Annotated in this window: 13 protein-coding genes and 1 tRNA gene; 8 read left to right on the top strand and 6 right to left on the bottom strand. The window is 59.9% G+C overall.

Annotated elements, in window-relative coordinates:
* Positions 1-5 precede the first annotated feature (5 nt).
* From tolR to GIW28_RS08370, 8 genes are all read left to right on the top strand, one after another.
* Complete coding sequence (tolR, locus tag GIW28_RS08405; protein ID WP_161630238.1) at positions 6-458, top strand: protein TolR; 453 nt, start codon at positions 6-8, stop codon at positions 456-458.
* Entirely contained in the window at positions 458-1,531 is a 1,074-nt protein-coding gene (gene tolA / locus GIW28_RS08400) for a cell envelope integrity protein TolA (protein WP_017139816.1), read from the top strand. The genes tolR and tolA overlap by 1 nt, the downstream gene beginning before the upstream one ends.
* A 17-nt stretch (positions 1,532-1,548) precedes the next feature.
* Positions 1,549-2,829: a Tol-Pal system beta propeller repeat protein TolB gene (tolB, locus tag GIW28_RS08395; RefSeq protein ID WP_032865998.1), complete on the top strand. Its 1,281-nt coding sequence runs from the start codon at positions 1,549-1,551 to the stop codon at positions 2,827-2,829.
* A 55-nt stretch (positions 2,830-2,884) separates the two neighbouring features.
* Positions 2,885-3,385: a peptidoglycan-associated lipoprotein Pal gene (gene pal, locus GIW28_RS08390; RefSeq protein WP_003193861.1), complete on the top strand. Its 501-nt coding sequence runs from the start codon at positions 2,885-2,887 to the stop codon at positions 3,383-3,385.
* Positions 3,386-3,391: 6 nt separating this feature from the next.
* Positions 3,392-4,225: a tol-pal system protein YbgF gene (gene ybgF, locus GIW28_RS08385; protein WP_017139818.1), complete on the top strand. Its 834-nt coding sequence runs from the start codon at positions 3,392-3,394 to the stop codon at positions 4,223-4,225.
* Positions 4,226-4,389: 164 nt separating this feature from the next.
* The gene (queE, locus tag GIW28_RS08380) at positions 4,390-5,037 is read left to right on the top strand and encodes a 7-carboxy-7-deazaguanine synthase QueE (RefSeq protein WP_017139819.1); all 648 of its coding nucleotides are present in this window, start codon (positions 4,390-4,392) and stop codon (positions 5,035-5,037) included.
* Between the two features lies 1 nt (position 5,038).
* A complete protein-coding gene (gene queC, locus GIW28_RS08375) occupies positions 5,039-5,716 on the top strand; it encodes a 7-cyano-7-deazaguanine synthase QueC (protein ID WP_099549396.1) in 678 nt (225 codons plus the stop codon).
* A 63-nt stretch (positions 5,717-5,779) separates the two neighbouring features.
* Positions 5,780-5,855: transfer RNA gene (locus GIW28_RS08370), tRNA-Lys, on the top strand.
* Between the two features lie 118 nt (positions 5,856-5,973).
* Here the strand turns inward: GIW28_RS08370 and pstB are convergent.
* From pstB to GIW28_RS08340, 6 genes are all read right to left on the bottom strand, one after another.
* A complete protein-coding gene (gene pstB, locus GIW28_RS08365) occupies positions 5,974-6,753 on the bottom strand; it encodes a phosphate ABC transporter ATP-binding protein PstB (RefSeq protein WP_017139133.1) in 780 nt (259 codons plus the stop codon).
* A complete protein-coding gene (pstA, locus tag GIW28_RS08360; RefSeq protein ID WP_017139134.1) occupies positions 6,753-7,625 on the bottom strand; it encodes a phosphate ABC transporter permease PstA in 873 nt (290 codons plus the stop codon). The genes pstB and pstA overlap by 1 nt, the downstream gene beginning before the upstream one ends.
* The gene (pstC, locus tag GIW28_RS08355) at positions 7,622-8,617 is read right to left on the bottom strand and encodes a phosphate ABC transporter permease subunit PstC (RefSeq protein WP_017139135.1); all 996 of its coding nucleotides are present in this window, start codon (positions 8,615-8,617) and stop codon (positions 7,622-7,624) included. The genes pstA and pstC overlap by 4 nt, the downstream gene beginning before the upstream one ends.
* A gap of 55 nt (positions 8,618-8,672) precedes the next feature.
* On the bottom strand, positions 8,673-9,689 hold the full coding sequence (gene pstS / locus GIW28_RS08350) for a phosphate ABC transporter substrate-binding protein PstS (protein WP_176991495.1): 1,017 nt from the start codon (positions 9,687-9,689) through the stop codon (positions 8,673-8,675).
* 172 nt (positions 9,690-9,861) lie between these two features.
* Positions 9,862-14,781 (bottom strand): hemagglutinin repeat-containing protein, encoded by a 4,920-nt coding sequence (locus GIW28_RS08345; protein WP_236447284.1) that lies wholly within the window; start codon positions 14,779-14,781, stop codon positions 9,862-9,864.
* Between the two features lie 133 nt (positions 14,782-14,914).
* The gene (locus GIW28_RS08340) at positions 14,915-16,630 is read right to left on the bottom strand and encodes a ShlB/FhaC/HecB family hemolysin secretion/activation protein (RefSeq protein ID WP_017139138.1); all 1,716 of its coding nucleotides are present in this window, start codon (positions 16,628-16,630) and stop codon (positions 14,915-14,917) included.
* Positions 16,631-16,995 lie beyond the last annotated feature (365 nt).

Genomic DNA, 16,995 nt, shown 5'->3' with positions numbered 1-16,995 from the left:
CTTTAATCGCTCGAGCTCGCAAAAAGCGCAAGCCGGTCGCCGAGATGAACGTAGTGCCTTACATCGACGTGATGCTGGTGCTGCTGGTTATCTTCATGGTGACCGCGCCGATGCTCAATCAGGGCGTGAAGGTTGATCTGCCCAAGGTTTCCAGCGAAGCCTTGCCGCAAGACAACAACACCCAGGTCCTGACCATTTCGATCAAGGCTGACAAGACCTATTACTGGAACCTTGGCAGCGAAGTCGACACCCAGAAACAGCAGGACAAGGCCATGACCTTGCCGCAGATGACGGACGCCGTGACCAAGATCATCCGGTCCGGCAACGAAGGCGGCAAGCACACGCAAGTGTTCATTCGCGGCGACAAAGTGGTCGACTATGGTTCCGTCATGGGCGCCATGGGCGGGCTGCAGAAGGCCGGCGTGGGTAACGTTGGCTTGATTACCGAGGCGCCCTGATGCAGCAACAGCGAGAGCCGTCCGCCTCGGAAAGCTACTTCTGGCCTAGCGTCTGGGCAATTGCCCTGCACGTCCTGGTGTTTGGCATGCTGTTCGTCAGCTTTGCCATGACCCCGGACCTGCCGCCAGCCAAGCCGATCGTGCAGGCGACCCTGTATCAGCTGAAATCGAAAAGTCAGGCCACCACCCAGACCAATCAAAAGATTGCGGGTGAGGCCCAGAAGTCGGCTGCGCGCCAGACCGAAGTCGAGCAGATGGAACAGAAGAAGGTCGAGCAGGAAGCGGTGAAGGCTGCTGCGGAACAAAAGAAAGAAGAGGCGGCTCAAAAGGCCGAGGAATCGAAAAAGGCTGACGAAGCCAAGAAAGCTGACGAGGCCAAAAAGGCTGATGAAGCCAAAAAAGCCGATAAAGCTGCCGAAGCTAAAAAGGCTGAAGAGAAACAATTGGCTGATATAGCCAAGAAGAAGTCTGAAGAAGAAGCCAAAAAAGCTGCCGAAGAAGAGGCCAAGAAAAAGGCCGCTGAAGACGCCAAGAAGAAGATAGTCGAAGACGCGAAGAAGAAAGCCGCCGAAGACGCCAAGAAAAAAGCTGAAGCAGACGAGGCGAAGAAGAAAGTCGCCGACGACGCGAAGAAGAAAGCTGCCGCCGACGCCAGCAAGAAAAAGGCCCAGGAAGCAGCGCGTAAATCCGCCGAAGAGAAAAAGGCCCAGGCCTTGGCAGATTTGCTCTCCGACACGCCGCAGCGTCAGCAAGCCTTGGCCGATGAACGTGGCGATGAAGTCGCGGGCAGTTTCGACGACCTGATTCGGGCACGGGCAGCGGAAGGTTGGACACGTCCACCTTCGGCACGTAAAGGCATGACAGTAGTGCTGCAGATCGGCATGTTGCCGGACGGTACGGTGACTTCGGTCAGCGTGTCCAAGTCCAGTGGTGACGGTTCGTTCGACAGTTCGGCGGTTGCCGCGGTCAAGAACATTGGCCGGTTGACCGAGATGCAGGGAATGAAACCAAGCGACTTCGCTCCCTATCGTTCATTCAAGATGACATTCACACCTGAGGATCTAGCCTTGTGAGAAACCTTCTTCGAGGAATGCTTGTCGTTATTTGCTGTATGGCAGGGATAGCGGCGGCGGATGAAAAGAACATTCTGGTCACCAGCGGTAGCGATCGGGCCACCCCGATCGCGGTAGTGCCGTTCGGTTGGCAGGGCGGCAGCGTGCTGCCGGATGACATGGCCCAGATCGTCAGCGACGACCTGCGCAACTCCGGCTACTACGCGCCTATTCCAAAAGGCAACATGATCAGCCAGCCGACCCAGGCCAGCGAAGTCATTTTCCGTGACTGGAAAGCGGTAGGCGCCCAGTACCTGATGGTCGGCAGCATTACGCCGGCCGGCGGTCGCCTGCAAATCCAGTACACGTTGTTCAACGTGGCCACCGAGCAGCAGGTCTTGACCGGCAGCGTATCGGGCACCGCCGAACAACTGCGGGACATGGCGCACTACATCTCGGACCAGTCGTTTGAAAAACTCACCGGTATCAAGGGTGCGTTCTCGACACGTCTGCTTTATGTAACGGCTGAGCGTTTCTCCGTAGACAACACGCGTTACACCTTGCAGCGTTCGGACTACGACGGCGCCCGCGCCGTGACCTTGCTGCAGTCGCGTGAGCCAATCCTGTCGCCGCGCTTCGCGCCGGACGGCAAGCGTATTGCCTATGTGTCGTTCGAACAGCGCCGCCCGCGCATTTTCGTGCAGCACATCGATACGGGTCGTCGTGAGCAGATCACCAACTTTGAAGGCCTCAACGGTGCCCCTGCGTGGTCGCCGGATGGTTCGCGCCTGGCGTTCGTACTGTCCAAGGACGGCAACCCGGACATTTACGTGATGAACATGGCTTCGCGCCAGATCAGCCGTGTAACCAGTGGCCCGGGCATCAATACCGAACCGTTCTGGGGTAAGGATGGTTCGACCATCTACTTCACCTCCGACCGTGGCGGCAAGCCTCAAATCTACAAAACAAGCGTAGGTGGCGGTGGCGCGGAACGCGTGACCTTTATTGGTAACTACAATGCCAACCCTAAGCTTTCGGCCGATGAAAAGACGTTGGTGATGATTCACCGTCAGGATGGTTTCACTAATTTCCGGGTTGCGGCCCAGGATTTGCAGCGTGGAACGGTAAAAATCCTCACAGATACCAACCTTGATGAGTCAGCCACTGTTGCGCCCAACGGCACCATGGTAATCTACGCCACCCGCCAGCAGGGCCGGGGAGTCTTGATGCTCGTGTCCATTAATGGACGCGTAAGGCTCCCGCTTCCTACCGCACAAGGCGAAGTCAGAGAACCATCCTGGTCCCCTTACCTGAACTGACGCGGCGCTACAAAAAGAATTGCTTAACACACTGGGGTTCATTAGGAGTTTCACGATGGAAATGCTGAAGTTTGGTAAGTTTGCTGCTCTGGCTCTGGCTCTGTCCGTAGCCGTTGGTTGCTCGTCTAAAGGCGGCGACAATGCCGGTGAAGGCGCAGCTGTTGATCCAAACGCTGGTTACGGCGCTAACACTGGTGCAGTTGACGGCTCCCTGAGCGAAGAAGCTGCTCTGCGCGCTATCACCACTTTCTACTTCGAATACGACAGTTCTGACCTGAAGCCAGAAGCCATGCGCGCTCTGGACGTTCACGCGAAGGACCTGAAAGCTAACGGCGCTCGCGTTGTTCTGGAAGGTAACACTGACGCCCGTGGTACTCGTGAGTACAACATGGCACTGGGCGAGCGTCGTGCGAAAGCCGTTCAACGCTACCTGGTACTGCAAGGTGTTGCTCCAGGCCAACTGGAACTGGTTTCCTACGGTAAAGAGCGTCCAGTTGCAACTGGCAACGACGAACAGTCGTGGGCTCAAAACCGTCGCGTCGAACTGCGTAAGTAATTCGTCATGCGAACGTGCCGTCGTGCTCTAACTGTATTGGCTCTCAGCCTCGCACCGCTTGCGGTGTGGGCTGCGGTTCCTGTGGAAGATAGCAACTCTGGCTATAACAATAGCGGGAGCAGTTATCCGCCAGCGGGTTATGGCACGAACGGCGCCTATGCTGGGGGACCGGCAACTGCCGCTCCCTCGGCACAGGGCGAACTGTTCAACCAGCTGCAACGTATGCAGGATCAATTGTCGCAGCAACAAGGCACCATTGAGATCTTGCAGAACCAAGTGAACCAGCTGAAGCAAGAAGGCCTGGAGCGTTACCAGGATCTTGATCGACGCATTGGAGCCGGCGTAACACCTGCCGCAACTCCTGATAATTCTTCTGCCGGTGGCGCGCCAAGCGCTGCCGCCGGTGGTGCAGCAGCAGGCGCAGCGGCTAGCCAAGCGCCTGCTGCCAGCAGCGAACCGGGTGATCCGGCCAAGGAAAAGCTGTATTACGACGCAGCTTTTGACCTGATCAAAGCCAAGGATTTCGATAAGGCCAGCCAGGCCTTTACCGCATTCCTGCGCAAATACCCTAACAGCCAATACGCGGGCAATGCCCAGTACTGGCTGGGTGAGGTGAACCTGGCAAAGGGTGATTTGCAAGCGGCAGGCCAGGCATTTGCCAAGGTCAGCCAGCTGTACCCAAAGCATGCCAAGGTGCCTGACTCGCTGTATAAACTGGCTGATGTAGAACGCCGCCTGGGTCACACCGACAAGGTCAAAGGCATTTTGCAACAGGTGGTTGCCCAATATCCGGGTACCTCCGCAGCCCAGTTGGCCCAGCGGGATCTGCAGCGCTTGTAAGCGATGCAACCCGTTTAGAAGAAACCCGCGCCTGGCGCGGGTTTTTTCGTTAGAATCCACGCCCTTTTATGAAACACGCTTTTTGGGGCCTACGCGTTGGCGGGGTTCCTTGAAGTGCCTGACGGAGGCGGACAGCCTGTTTAGCTGTTACGCCCGTGGCGACTATGCAAGACACATTACGTATTACCGAAGTTTTTTACTCGTTACAGGGTGAAACGCGTACCGCTGGCCTGCCTACCGTATTTGTACGGTTGACCGGCTGCCCGTTGCGTTGCCAATACTGTGACAGCGCCTACGCCTTCAGCGGTGGCACCGTGCGCACCCTCGACGACATCATCGAGCAGGTTGCCGGCTTCAAGCCGCGCTACGTCTGTGTGACCGGTGGTGAGCCCCTGGCCCAGCCGAATGCCATCCCGTTGCTCAAGCGGCTGTGTGACGCTGGCTATGAGGTTTCACTGGAAACCAGCGGCGCCCTGGATATCTCCGCGGTTGACGCGCGCGTGAGCCGGGTGGTCGACCTCAAGACCCCGGGCTCCAAGGAAGCGCACCGCAACCTCTACGACAACATGGATTTGCTGACGGCCAACGATCAGGTCAAGTTCGTGATTTGTTCGCGGGATGACTATGACTGGGCGGCCTCCAAGCTGATCCAGTACAACCTCGACCGCCGTGCCGGCGAGGTGTTGTTCTCGCCGAGCCACCATGACCTCAACGCCCGCGACCTGGCCGATTGGGTCGTGGCGGACAACCTGCCGGTGCGCCTGCAATTGCAGTTGCACAAATACCTGTGGAACGACGAGCCGGGGCGCTGACATGACCGAGCAAAAGCGCGCGGTCATCCTGCTCTCTGGCGGTCTGGATTCCGCCACGCTGGTGGCCATGGTCCGCGCCCAAGGCTACAGCTGCTACACCCTGAGTTTCGACTACGGCCAACGCCACCGCGCCGAGCTGCACGCCGCCGAGCGTGTTGCCCGTGAGCTGGGCGTGGTCGAGCACAAGGTGATCGGCCTCAACCTCAACGGCATCGGCGGCTCGGCCCTGACGGACAGCAGCATCAATGTGCCTGAAGCGCCCAGCGAAGGCATTCCGTTGACCTACGTGCCGGCGCGCAACACCGTATTCCTGTCCCTCGCGCTTGGCTGGGCCGAAGTATTGAAAGCCCGCGACATCTTCATTGGCGTTAATGCCCTCGACTACAACGGCTACCCGGACTGCCGTCCGGAATACGTCGAGGCATTCGAACGCATGGCCAACCTGGCGACCAAGGCCGGAGTGGAAGGGCAGGGATTCCGCATTCAGGCGCCGCTGCAGAACATGAGCAAGGCAGACATCGTGAAGGCTGGCGTAGGACTGGGCGTCGATTACGCGCTGACAGTTTCCTGCTACCAGGCAGACGATTCCGGTCGTGCCTGTGGGAAATGTGACGCTTGCAGACTGCGAGCAGAAGGCTTCAAAAACGCCGCAATTGCGGACCCAACGCGTTATTTCTGATTTATTTAAAATAAGGTGTTGAATAATCCTTAGAAATCAGTATTATACGCGCCACCACACAGCGGGTCGTTAGCTCAGTTGGTAGAGCAGTTGGCTTTTAACCAATTGGTCGTAGGTTCGAATCCCACACGACCCACCATTTTTGGCGGTTTAGAAAATCCGGAAGGCCCACGCAAGTGAGGATTTCCGGGTTTTTTTTTGCCTGCAATTTGGCGCTGGTAAAAAACCGCCTCCAAGAGACGGCTCGTTGCCCGGCCTTAGCCAAACCGCCCCGTAATATAGTCCTCCGTCTGCTTCATCTTCGGCGTGGTAAAGATCTGATCGGTCTTGCCATGCTCAATCAATTCCCCCATGAACATAAACGCGGTGCTGTCCGACACCCGCGCGGCCTGCTGCATGTTGTGGGTCACGATGATCACCGTGTACTGCGCCTTCAATTCCGTAATCAACTGTTCGATACGCCCGGTGGAAATCGGGTCGAGGGCGGAGGTTGGTTCGTCCAGCAGCAGCACCTGCGGGCGCAGCGCGATGGTGCGGGCGATGCACAGCCGTTGTTGCTGGCCGCCGGAGAGGCTCTGGGCGCTCTGGTTGAGTTTGTCTTTGACCTCATCCCACAGCGCGCCGCCACGCAGGGCCTGTTCGACGCGGTCGTTCATTTCGCGGCGCGAGAGTTTTTCGTGATGACGCACTGCGTAGGCGATGTTGTCGTAGATCGACATCGGAAACGGTACCGGCTTCTGGAACACCATGCCTACGTGGCTGCGCAGGCGGTTCATCGAGTAGCCGGGGGCGAGGATGTTTTCGCCATTGAGCAGCACTTCGCCGCGCGCTTCCTGCTTGGGATACATCGAGTAGATGCGGTTGAACACCCGCAGCATGGTGGACTTGCCGCAGCCCGAAGGCCCGATGATGGCGGTAATGCGCTTTTCCGGAATATCCATGTTGATGGATTTGAGCGAGCGTTGGTTGTTGTAGAAGAACTCCAACCCACGCACCTGGATTTTGGTTTTGTCGGGAGCAATGCCGGTGGCGTCCATCAGTGAGACCTATTGCGTAAAAGAATCAGGCGGGATGCCAGGCTGAGTACCAGCACGAACAACGTCAGGACCAATGCGCCGGCCCAGGCAAGTGCATGCCAGTCGTCGAACGGGCTCATGGCGTATTGAAAAATAACCACGGGCACGCTGGCGATCGGCTTGAGCAGGTTGCTGCTCCAGAACTGATTGCCAAAGGCGGTGAACAGCAGCGGCGCGGTTTCCCCGGTAATGCGCGCCAGGGCGAGCAGGATGCCGGTGACCACGCCGGCCTTGGCCGCCCGCAGCACGATTTGCAGCGTCAGCTTCCACTGCGGTACACCGAGTGCCAGGGCCGCCTCGCGCATGGTGGAGGGTTGCAGCTGGAGCATTTCATCGGTGGTGCGCACCACCACCGGAATCACCAGCAGCGCCAGCGCCAGCGCACCGGCGATGGCAGAGAAGCCGACCTGATGATTGGTCAGCAGGTTCAGCGGCAGGATGACCCCGGTGTAGATGAACAAACCCAGCACAATCGAGGGGGCGGACAGCAGGATGTCATTGATGAAACGCACCGTAGTCCCCAGGCGCGAGTGGCGTGCGAACTCTGCCAGCCAGATGCCGGCCATCAGCCCGATGGGCGTACCGATCAGCAACGCGATACCCGACATCAACGCGCTGCCATAAAACGCATTGGCCAGGCCGCCCTCGGTGCCGGGCGGTGGGGTCATCTGGGTAAACAGGCGCAGGTTCAGGGCCTGGAACCCGTTGATAATGGTGGTCAGCAGAATCCACGTCAGCCACAGCAAGCCAAAGGCGGTGGCGCCGCAACTGAGGAACATGGCCACGCCATTTTTAAATGCGCGTTTGCGATACAGGCGTTCGTTGGCGTTCATAACCCTTCCTTGCGCGACAGGCGCATCAGCAGCAGTCGCGCGAGCGCGAGCACGACGAAGGTCACGATAAACAGCAGGAAACCCAAGGCAATCAGCGCAGAGCGATGCAGGTCGGTGTAGGCCTCGCTGAATTCGTTGGCGATGACCGAGGCGATGGAACTGCTGGGCATCAGCAACGAGGCGGAAAACTGTTGTGCGTTACCCAATACGAAGGTCACCGCCATGGTCTCGCCAAGGGCGCGGCCCAGGCCGAGGAAGATACCGCCGACCACCGCAGAGCGGGTGTAAGGCAGAACAATGTCCCACACCACTTCCCACGTCGTGCTGCCCAAGGCGTAGGCGGATTCTTTCAACTGCGTGGGCACGCTGCGAAACACCTCATGCATCACCGAGGTGATAAACGGCATGATCATCACCGCCAGCACAATGCCGGCGGTGAGCATGCCGATTCCCAGTGGCGGCCCCTGGAACAGCGAGCCAACAAAGGGCAGGGCGCCCAGGTAGTCATTGATCAACGGCGACAGGTGTTCGGCCATGAAAGGCCCGAACACAAACAAACCCCACATGCCATAGATGATCGACGGGATACCGGCGAGCAGCTCAATCGCCGAGGCCACCGGCATTTTCAGCCAGGGCGGCGCAACTTCCGTGAGAAAAATTGCGATGCCGAAACTCACCGGAACGGCAATCAGCAAGGCGAGAAAGGAGGTGACCAAGGTGCCGTAAATCGGCACCACGGCACCAAAGTGGTTATTGACGGCATCCCACTCGGTGCTGGTGATGAAACCGAAACCAAACGTCTTGAACGCCAGCCCGCCGCCCCACAGGGTCGAGGCGGCAATGGCGCCCAGCAGCGCCAGTACCAGCATGGCGGCACCGAACATCGAGCGTTTGAACCACAGGTCGTGGCGTTGATCGCGGGCGGCGCGGCGGTCGCCCCCGGTGTCGCTCGCGTGAGTAGTCATAACCAGGGTGTGGACCGTGTCGTTCATATCAGAGGTGCTCAGCGCCTTCCTCAGTTATCGAGGAAGGCGGTCGTAGGGCGAATCAGTGGGCGAAGTCAGACTTCCAGTAATCTTCGATTCGCGACACCAGGGAGCCCGGCAATGCGACGTAGTCCAGGGCCGCAGCCTGTTCCTGGCCTTTTTCCAGCGACCACTTGAAGAAGTTGAACGCCGCCTGGCTTTGCTCGGCATTCTTGGGCTGCTTGTACATGATGATCCAGGTGGTGGCCGTGATCGGCCATGCGCCTTCACCTGGGGCGTTGGTCATGATCAGGTTGAAGTCTTTGGCACTGGCCCAGTCGGCGGTGTCGGCGGCGGCCTGGAACGCCTTGGCGTTAGGCTCGACGAACTTGCCGGACGCGTTCTTCAGTGAGGCAAAGGTCATTTTGTTCTGCAGGGCGTAGGCGTATTCCACAAAGCCGATCGAGTTCTTGATCTGCTTCACGTAGGCCGAAACGCCTTCGTTGCCCTTGCCGCCCACACCGACCGGCCACGGTACGGTGGTGCCGAAACCAATCCTGGTTTTCCAGCTGTCGCTGACTTTGGCCAGGTAGTTGGTGAAGTTATACGAGGTGCCGGAGCCGTCCGAACGGTGCACCACGGTGATGTTTGCGCTTGGCAACTTCACACCAGGGTTGAGCGCGGCGATGGCAGGGTCGTTCCAGGCCTTGATGTCACCGAGGAAGATCTTTGCCAGGGTGTCGCCGTCGAGTTTCAGCTGGCCTGCGGCCACGCCTTCGACGTTCATCACCGGCACGATGCCGCCGATCACGCTGGGAAACTGACCCAGGCCGCCGGCTTTGAGATCGTCGGCCGACAGTGGTGCGTCAGAGGCGCCGAAGTCAACGGTGGCTGCCTTGATCTGGGCGATGCCGCCGCCGGAGCCGATCGACTGATAGTTGATGCGGTTGCTGGAGTTCTTGCTGTAGTCCTGCGACCACTTGGACAGCACCGGGTAGACGAAGCTGGAGCCGGCACCGGTAACGTCGGTGGCGTGGGCCATGCCGCTCAGGCACAGGGCGCTCAACAATACAGACAGACTTTTTTTAGTCGGCAACATCACGACAACACCTCAAGGTAAGGGGTAAGTGGGTAGGCCCACCTGTCTAAGACGTGACGATTTAATTCCTGATATGTTGCTGTTTAATGACGGTTTGGCTTTATGAAGAAACATTTAGAAATGTTTGCCTGGGTGGCAGCGAGCATGGCTGCTGTCACCCAGGCGATGCTACTTAGCTGCCTTTCTGGTCAATCCCCGCCTGTAATTCCTGCTGGTCACTGTGCCCGCCGACCCGCAGCGGCCCAAGGTTGAAAGCCTGATCCTTGCGTGTGGCGTCGTCCTGTTTCTGGGTCAGTTCGTCCTTGGCGCCCAGCGCCAGGTTGACCGGCGATTTCGACAGGTTCAGCCCGACATCGGCGCGATAGTCGCTGCCTGCCAACGTCGTCGCCGTCACTTTGGAACCGCCCAACTCAACCTTGCCGCTTTCGGCGCTGATCCGCGCGCCAGTCAGCCGTGTGTCGCCAGCCACTTCAAGGTTTACGCCCTGAGCACCGCGAATGCCCGAGGCCTGATTAACGCTGTCTTTCACCACGTGGCTGACGTCCAGGTTCAGCGTCGGCGTGTAGCTGGTGTTGCCGCTCTTGTCACCGAACAGTACGTTTTGCGCGGTATCGGCCACCTTGCTGCCGGCGGTGTCCTTGCCGCTGACGGTGTAGCTGTCGCTGGTTTTTGGCCAGACTTTGTCCTTGAAGCTGGACAGGCGCGTGCCCAGTGCATCTTTCTTGTCCGCGAGGTAGGTCTTGGCCTGGTCCACGCGGGTGCCAAAGGCGCCACGGGGTTCAGGATTCACCTCGTAGCTGCCACTGCGGCTGAGCTTTTCGCCCAGGCGCTCCTTGGCGTTGATCACGCTGTCCTTGGCCGAAGCGAGGTGCTCGGTGCCTTTGTCGACGGCGTTTTCCAACTTCTCCCGATGCTTGTCGAACGCGCCCTCGGCCTTGGCTTGCACCTTGTCCTTGAGCGGGCCGGTGGTCTTGGCGAGCTTGTTGACCACGCCGGGTTGGTTTTTTTCGACATCAAGCTTGGCGTCGACGTTGACCTTAGTGCTGCTGACGTGATCTTTGCGGCTCTCGACCACAAGATCCCCGCCGACGTTGCCGCTGACCTGATCCGCCTCTATCCGCGCACCCGCCAGATGGGTATCACCGGCACTGTTGATGGCTACGCTATCGGCCTTGATCAGGCTGTCGTGCTGGGTGGTGCCTTGCACGTGGTCCACATCGACCTTGGCGCGGGCATTGATGCCCAGCTGGGTCTTGGGTGTGTCGTGTTCACCGGCGTCGCCCCGTGTTGTTTTACCGCCGCTGCCACCCGCGCCGAGGGTCACGCCCCAGCTGTTGTGAGCCTGGGTGGATTGCGCCGACTCTTGCAGGATGCCGCCGTTTTGCGCATCGAGGGTGACCGTTTTGGCGGCAATCTGCGTACCTTGCAGATGGAGATCATCGGCGCTGGAGAGGCTCACGTTGCCCTTGCTGTGCAACTGCCCGACAACCACGCCCTGATCGTTTTCCGCCACCTTGCCGATATTGAAGTTGGCACTCAGGCTGCCAGTCTTGGCGCTGCTGTCGGCGCCACTGGTTTTTCCGGCACCGACGCTCAGGCCGCCGCCGAGGTTGCTGCCATTGCTGACATGCGTATTGGTGGCCGCTTGCAGGTCCAGCTTGCCGCCGGCATTCAGGCTGATATCACCGTTGCTGGCGATCTGCGTGCCTTGCAGGGTCATGTCGGCGCCGCTGCTGAGCTGGATCGGCCCGCTGCCTTGAAGCGTCGCGACCCGCGCCTGGCTGTCTTGGGTGGCCAGCTGCTTGTTATCCAGTTGCACACCAGCACCGAGGTTGACGTTGGTACCGTTGGTGCCCGGTGCGGTGCCCACGGTCAATGAACCATTACCGCGCAGGCTGTTGCTGGATGTGCTTTGCGTGTCGCTGGCCTGATCAAGCGCCAACTCGCCACCGGCCTTGAGGTTGACGCCCGCCTGGCCACCGTTGAACTGGCTGCCCGCGTAACGCGCATCGGACTTGGCCGTGATGTTCACGCCCTGAGTGCCCGCGTAGCTGCCGACCACCGCCGTGCTGCTGGCTTCGCGCACATCGCTGCTGCCGCCTGCGCCGCTGCCGCGCACGTTCACGTCTTCACCGGTGGTGGTGTAGACCCGCACGCCTGCCTTGGCGTCCACGCTTTGTTCGCTGCTGCTGTGGGTGTTGGCTGCGGCGCTGGCGATATGCTCGCCGGCATCGATCTTCAGCCCGCCATCGGTGGCGCGGTACTGAGTGCCTTCATCCTGCAACTTACCGGCGACATCGACCTGCACCGTGGCGCCACTGAACTGGCTGACCACCGCCGTGCTGTCCTGCTGGGTGCGGGTCTTGTTGGTGTGACCGACTTCCACGTCCAGCCCGACATTCGGCTGCTCGAAAGCATCGAGCAAACCGGGTTGATGGAATTTGGCCTGGGCCACACCTTCGACGGCTTTTTCGATTGGTCGGGTGATGCCTTTGTATTCGACATTGACGCCGACATCGGCGGTCCAACCGTTTTCCTTGTGGGTACTGGTCTGGCTGTTGTGCGCCGCCTGGTTATCGACGGTGCCGGCGTTGACCTGCAATTCGGAGCCTGCCTTGACCTGCGCGCCCTGGCTGGTGAGGGTGTTGCCGGCGTTGATGGTCAGTTTGCCAGCCGCTGCCACGTTGCTGGTTTGCGCGGTGGTGTTGCTGCTGTTGTCGTGGCTGCTTTGATGGCTGAACTGCGCGCCGTTGCCAGCCTTGTCCAGACCGCCGGTGTAGTACACGCCACCGCCGGTGGTGGTTTTGTCGGTGGTGTTGCGCGTGCTGTTATCGGTCGCCAGCAACTCGACGTTTTTGCCGCTCAAAATTGCATCGCCCTGGGTGGCTTGGACGCCGGAACCCTTGATGCTCACATTGCCATCGGCGGTGACCGCCACGCTGGCGCCGCTGAGGCTGGAAGCTTGTTGTTTTGTGGTGTCGGTCTTGCTGGTTTGCTGCTGGTCCTCAAAGCTCACGCCAGCGCGGTACTGGCGAGTGCCTTCGGCGTTTTCCTTGGCGTAGCCATCGAAACCACGGGTGTGAGTGGTGGTGGTGTCGTGTGTGGTGTTGTCAGCCGAAGCGATCTTGATATCGCCCTTGGCGTCCGCCTGTAATTTACCGGCGGCCGAGACCTGAGAGCCACTGACTTGAATGTCCTTGGCGCTTTGCAGCTTGAGGTTGCTGTCCGAGCGCAGGTTGCTGGCCACGACAGTGCTGTCCTTGAGTTGCTTGCGGCTTTCATCCTTGGAAATGCCGAAGAACTTGCTGTCGTTGCTGTAGCTATTGTCGTGGGAGGTGTCTTTTACGCCGTCGATCACCAGCGAGCCTTTGTCGCTGATCACGCTGGCCTGCTTGCCGCCACGCGCCTGGCTGCCGCTGATGCGCACGTCGTCGGCCTTGACGAGCAGTTTGCCGTCGGCGTTGACCTTGCTGCCGGTGTTCAAGGTTTTGCCCTTGTCGCCGTCGCCGCTCTTGCCAAAGAAGCTGCCGCCGGTCAGGTCGCCGGAGTAAGCGTTGTCGCGGCTTACCTGGGTGCGGCTGGCGCTGCTGATCTCCACTTGGCGGCCGGCCAATTGAATATCGCCGGGTGTTTTCAGTTCGGCGCCTTGCAATTGCAGTTTCTGCTGGCTGGTCAGCTCCAGCGTTTTGCCGGCCTTGAGGCTGCTGGTGACGCTGCGTTGCTCGCTGGAAGATTTATCCCAGTTGGCTTTCCACAGATGTTTGCGATGGTTGCCCTGATCGCGGGTTTCATGGGTTTCAGTCGCGGCGTTCACCAGCAGGTCGGCGCCGCTGTTGACACGTAAGGCATTGCCCGCTTCGACTTGGCTGGCCTTGATCTCGGCCTTGGCGCCGGAAGACAGCGTTGCATCCTGCTGCGCTACGACCTTGTTACCGTGCTGGCGCGAGTCTTTATCAGTGGTGGTGCGGTCGTAGGTTTCGTAGGTGAACAGGAAGTTGCTGTTGTCCCACTGTTCACGTTTTTCCTGGAGTTTGCGGCTTTCCAGGCTACTGAGGGTCAGGTTGCGACCGGCGTCGAGCTTGACGTTGCGCCCACTGACGTCGGTGGCGGCCAGGTTCAAATCCTTGGCGCTGTGCAAGTCCACATCGCCATGCTGGCTTCGCACGCCGGCACGGGTGGCGTCCAGGCTGTTGGCGTGGACCTGGCCGCTGATGTCGAGGTCGCCGGCCGAGCTGACGTTGACCCCGTCACGACCTTCCACCTGCACCGCGCCTACGCGCACGCCAGCACCTTCGGCCGTGCTGATGATGTTGATGCGTCCGGCCTGCATCGCCCCAAACAGGCTGGCGTCGATGCGCTGGTCCTGGGTCTTGCTGGCGGGGTCGACCTGGCGCACTTGCCCACTGGCGAAGTCGACCTGGTTGCGGCCTGCGGTGAGGTTCAGTTGATCGCGGGCACTCAAGCGCCCGTCGCTGTCGATGCGCGGCGCGATCAGGTTGATCGAGCCCGCGCGGTTTTGCAGGCCTTGGCCGTGCACCGTCAGTTGGCCGCTTGCGTCGCGGGTGTCCAAGGCTTGCAGCTTGCCGTCATTGAGTTCGGGGCGGCCCACCACCAGGTTGGCGTTCGGGGTGTTGATGAAGCTCCCGCCATTCACCGAAATACCGTTGGGGTTGGCCAACACATAATCGGCCGCCTTACCGAAAATCTCTTGGGCGCCGTTTAAGGTCGAGGCGTTGCGGCTGATCACTTCGTTGAGGATCACGCTCGCCGCCTGGCCCTGGAACTGCGGGTTCGCCGCCAGTTGCCCGGCGAGTTGCGACTGGCCGGCCTGCAGGGCGTTGTTCAGCACCACGCCCTGGCGGTCGACGTTGTAATCCAGGAACTGGTTATGGGACAGGCCGCCGGCATTCGGCGCGACGATATTGACGATGGGCACGCCCTGCTGGTTTTGCAGTTGCGGTATCCCGCCAGGCCCTTCGACCACGGTGATGCCGGCGGCCAGTACCAGTTGCGGCAGCAGGAACAGGCTGGCGATGGCCCAGCGCAGTTTGCCCTGGGGTGAAAGGTGAAACGTGTGGGTGTCAGTCGGCATAAGTAAGTTCGCTCTATGTTGGCTGATCCGCCTCGTGCGTTGTTCGTTGCAACGCTACTGGGGTGGTCAGGTACGGCGGTTGTTTCAGGCTAATCGGGTGTTGGTTTAAATCTGCACACTCATATCTGCACGCTCATATCTGCAAGCTAAGGCGCGTCAGCCAGACCTCCGGCTCCTGGCCAAAGCCTGTTGGCGTGTGCAAATTGCGTTGGTAATCGACGTCGAGCTGCACGTTCTTCCAGCTCAGGTTGAGCCCGGCACTCGCGCCGCTCAGGCGTTGGCCCGGGGCGCCGTGTTCGCGCTTGACCCAACCGTTGTCCAGGCCCAGGCGCGGGGTGATTTTTACCGGCAGGTCGCTGTTGAGCGGCAGGCGCAAGGTGTTGCGCCACACCGCACCGATGGCGCCCGAGGCACTGTTTTCGCGGTAGCCACGCACAGCCGAATCGTCGGTGCCCAGCAGTTGCTCAATGGCAGGCAAACGGTCCGGGCTGTATTGCGCAGACAGCTGGCTTTGCCACTGCCAGGGTTGCGTGCGCCATTGGCCGTTGCGCCATTGAGTGAGGTTGGCGCGGTACTTGTGAAACTGCGCCTGGGGCAGGTTTTCCTGCACTTGGTCAGCGTCGCGATCAGCGCCGAACCAGGTCAGGCCCTGGGCGTAATTGACGTCCAGGTTCCACACCGCGCTGTTGAGCCAGAACAGGTTCAAACCGGCCTCGGCCACGCTCAGCGTTGGGCTCTGGATGCCCAAGCGGACCTTTTGCAAGTAGCTGTCGACGTCCTTGTAGGCCAGTTGCAGGTTGGCGCTGAGTTGATGGCCCTGGTCGCGCCACAACACGCGGTCGGTGCGCAGGCTGATCTGATCGGTACGGCCGCTGTTGTACAGCGTGGTGCTGCTGACCTTGAGCGGTGAGCGGTATTCGGCATGGCTGGCGAACAGGCTGTAGGTCCAGTAGCCGTAGGGGATCGAATAAAACAGGCTGTTGCTGCGGCTGTAACGCGGGCCGTGGTTGAGCGTGTCGCTGAAGCTCAGGTTGAGTGAATCGTTGAGCTGCAGCGGGCTGTCCAGGCTCAGGCTGATGGCGTTGCGATCACGCCCGGTGCCGGCGCTGCCAAGGTTATCCACTCCCAGGCCCAGCCCCCAACGTGAGGCGCTACTGCGCGAACGCAGGATGATGCGCGAGGCACCAGGTTCACGGCCAGGGGCGATATCCGCGGTGAGGTCCACCGAGCGCAGGCGGTTGAGCTGGTCCAGGCCTTGCTCCAGGTCGCGCAGGTTCAGTGGTTTGCCGAGCAGCCCGGGGAAGGCGCCGGCCAGGGACACGGGCAAGCTTTGGTCGGCCAGTTCGATGGCTTCCAGGTAGCCTTCTTCGACATGGATATCCAGCGGTTGCCCGGCAGCCGGGGTGCTGATCAGGTACGGGCGGCTGGCGATATAACCGGCCTCGACGTACAGGCGAGTGATCTCGGCCAGCAGGCGGTTGATCTGGGTGACGCCCATGCACGGGGCGACATAGGGCTCGATGTGTTTATTTAGCTCGGCCCTGCTGAACAGCGTGACACCGGCCAGGCGTGTGCCGCTCAGCGGCCAGCAGCGTTCATCTTTGACATTGTCTGCTGGCACAGTGGGGGCGGCCGTCGGTGTGCCGAAGCTGCCTTTCTGGAGCTGGCGCTGGCGTTGCTCCAGCTGTAATTGCTGCAGGTCGCGCTGCTGCTGTTGCTGCAAACGCAGGGCTTCCTGGCCTGGCTGCGGGCCGTCGGCGGCGGACGCGGGCAGCGCGCACACGCAGAGCAGGGCGATACCCAATGGGTGGAGATGGCACAAGCGTTTGAGTGAGGGCAGGTTCGGCACTCGACATCCTTAACGTAGAAATACACACGATTCATGCCCCGGAGCCAAACCGTGAGCTCGGGGGGCTTGCCGCTCTTGAGTCATGATTAAACGGATTGTTACATCGTCTGTAGGATTTATTACATAAAACGTGAGGAATGCCGCGTTATTCAGCAAATAAATGCACAAAATCAGTGCAAATTGACTGATGGGGGCTATCAGGTCCCTGAATTTACGGGGTGGGTATGTGGATCAGGCGATGTGGGAGGGTTTTGATTGTTGCAGCAAGATGACTTAATCGGCGTGTTTATAGAGATGCACGCATCCCATGTCGTCAACGTGGCTATCGAGGGGTATTTGCGTTCAAATTGACAGCTTTACGACGA

Origin of the sequence: Pseudomonas sp. PA-5-4B (assembly GCF_021606215.1) — a bacterium.
Lineage (GTDB): Bacteria > Pseudomonadota > Gammaproteobacteria > Pseudomonadales > Pseudomonadaceae > Aquipseudomonas > Aquipseudomonas edaphica.
This window is presented reverse-complemented; position numbering and strand designations above follow the sequence as displayed.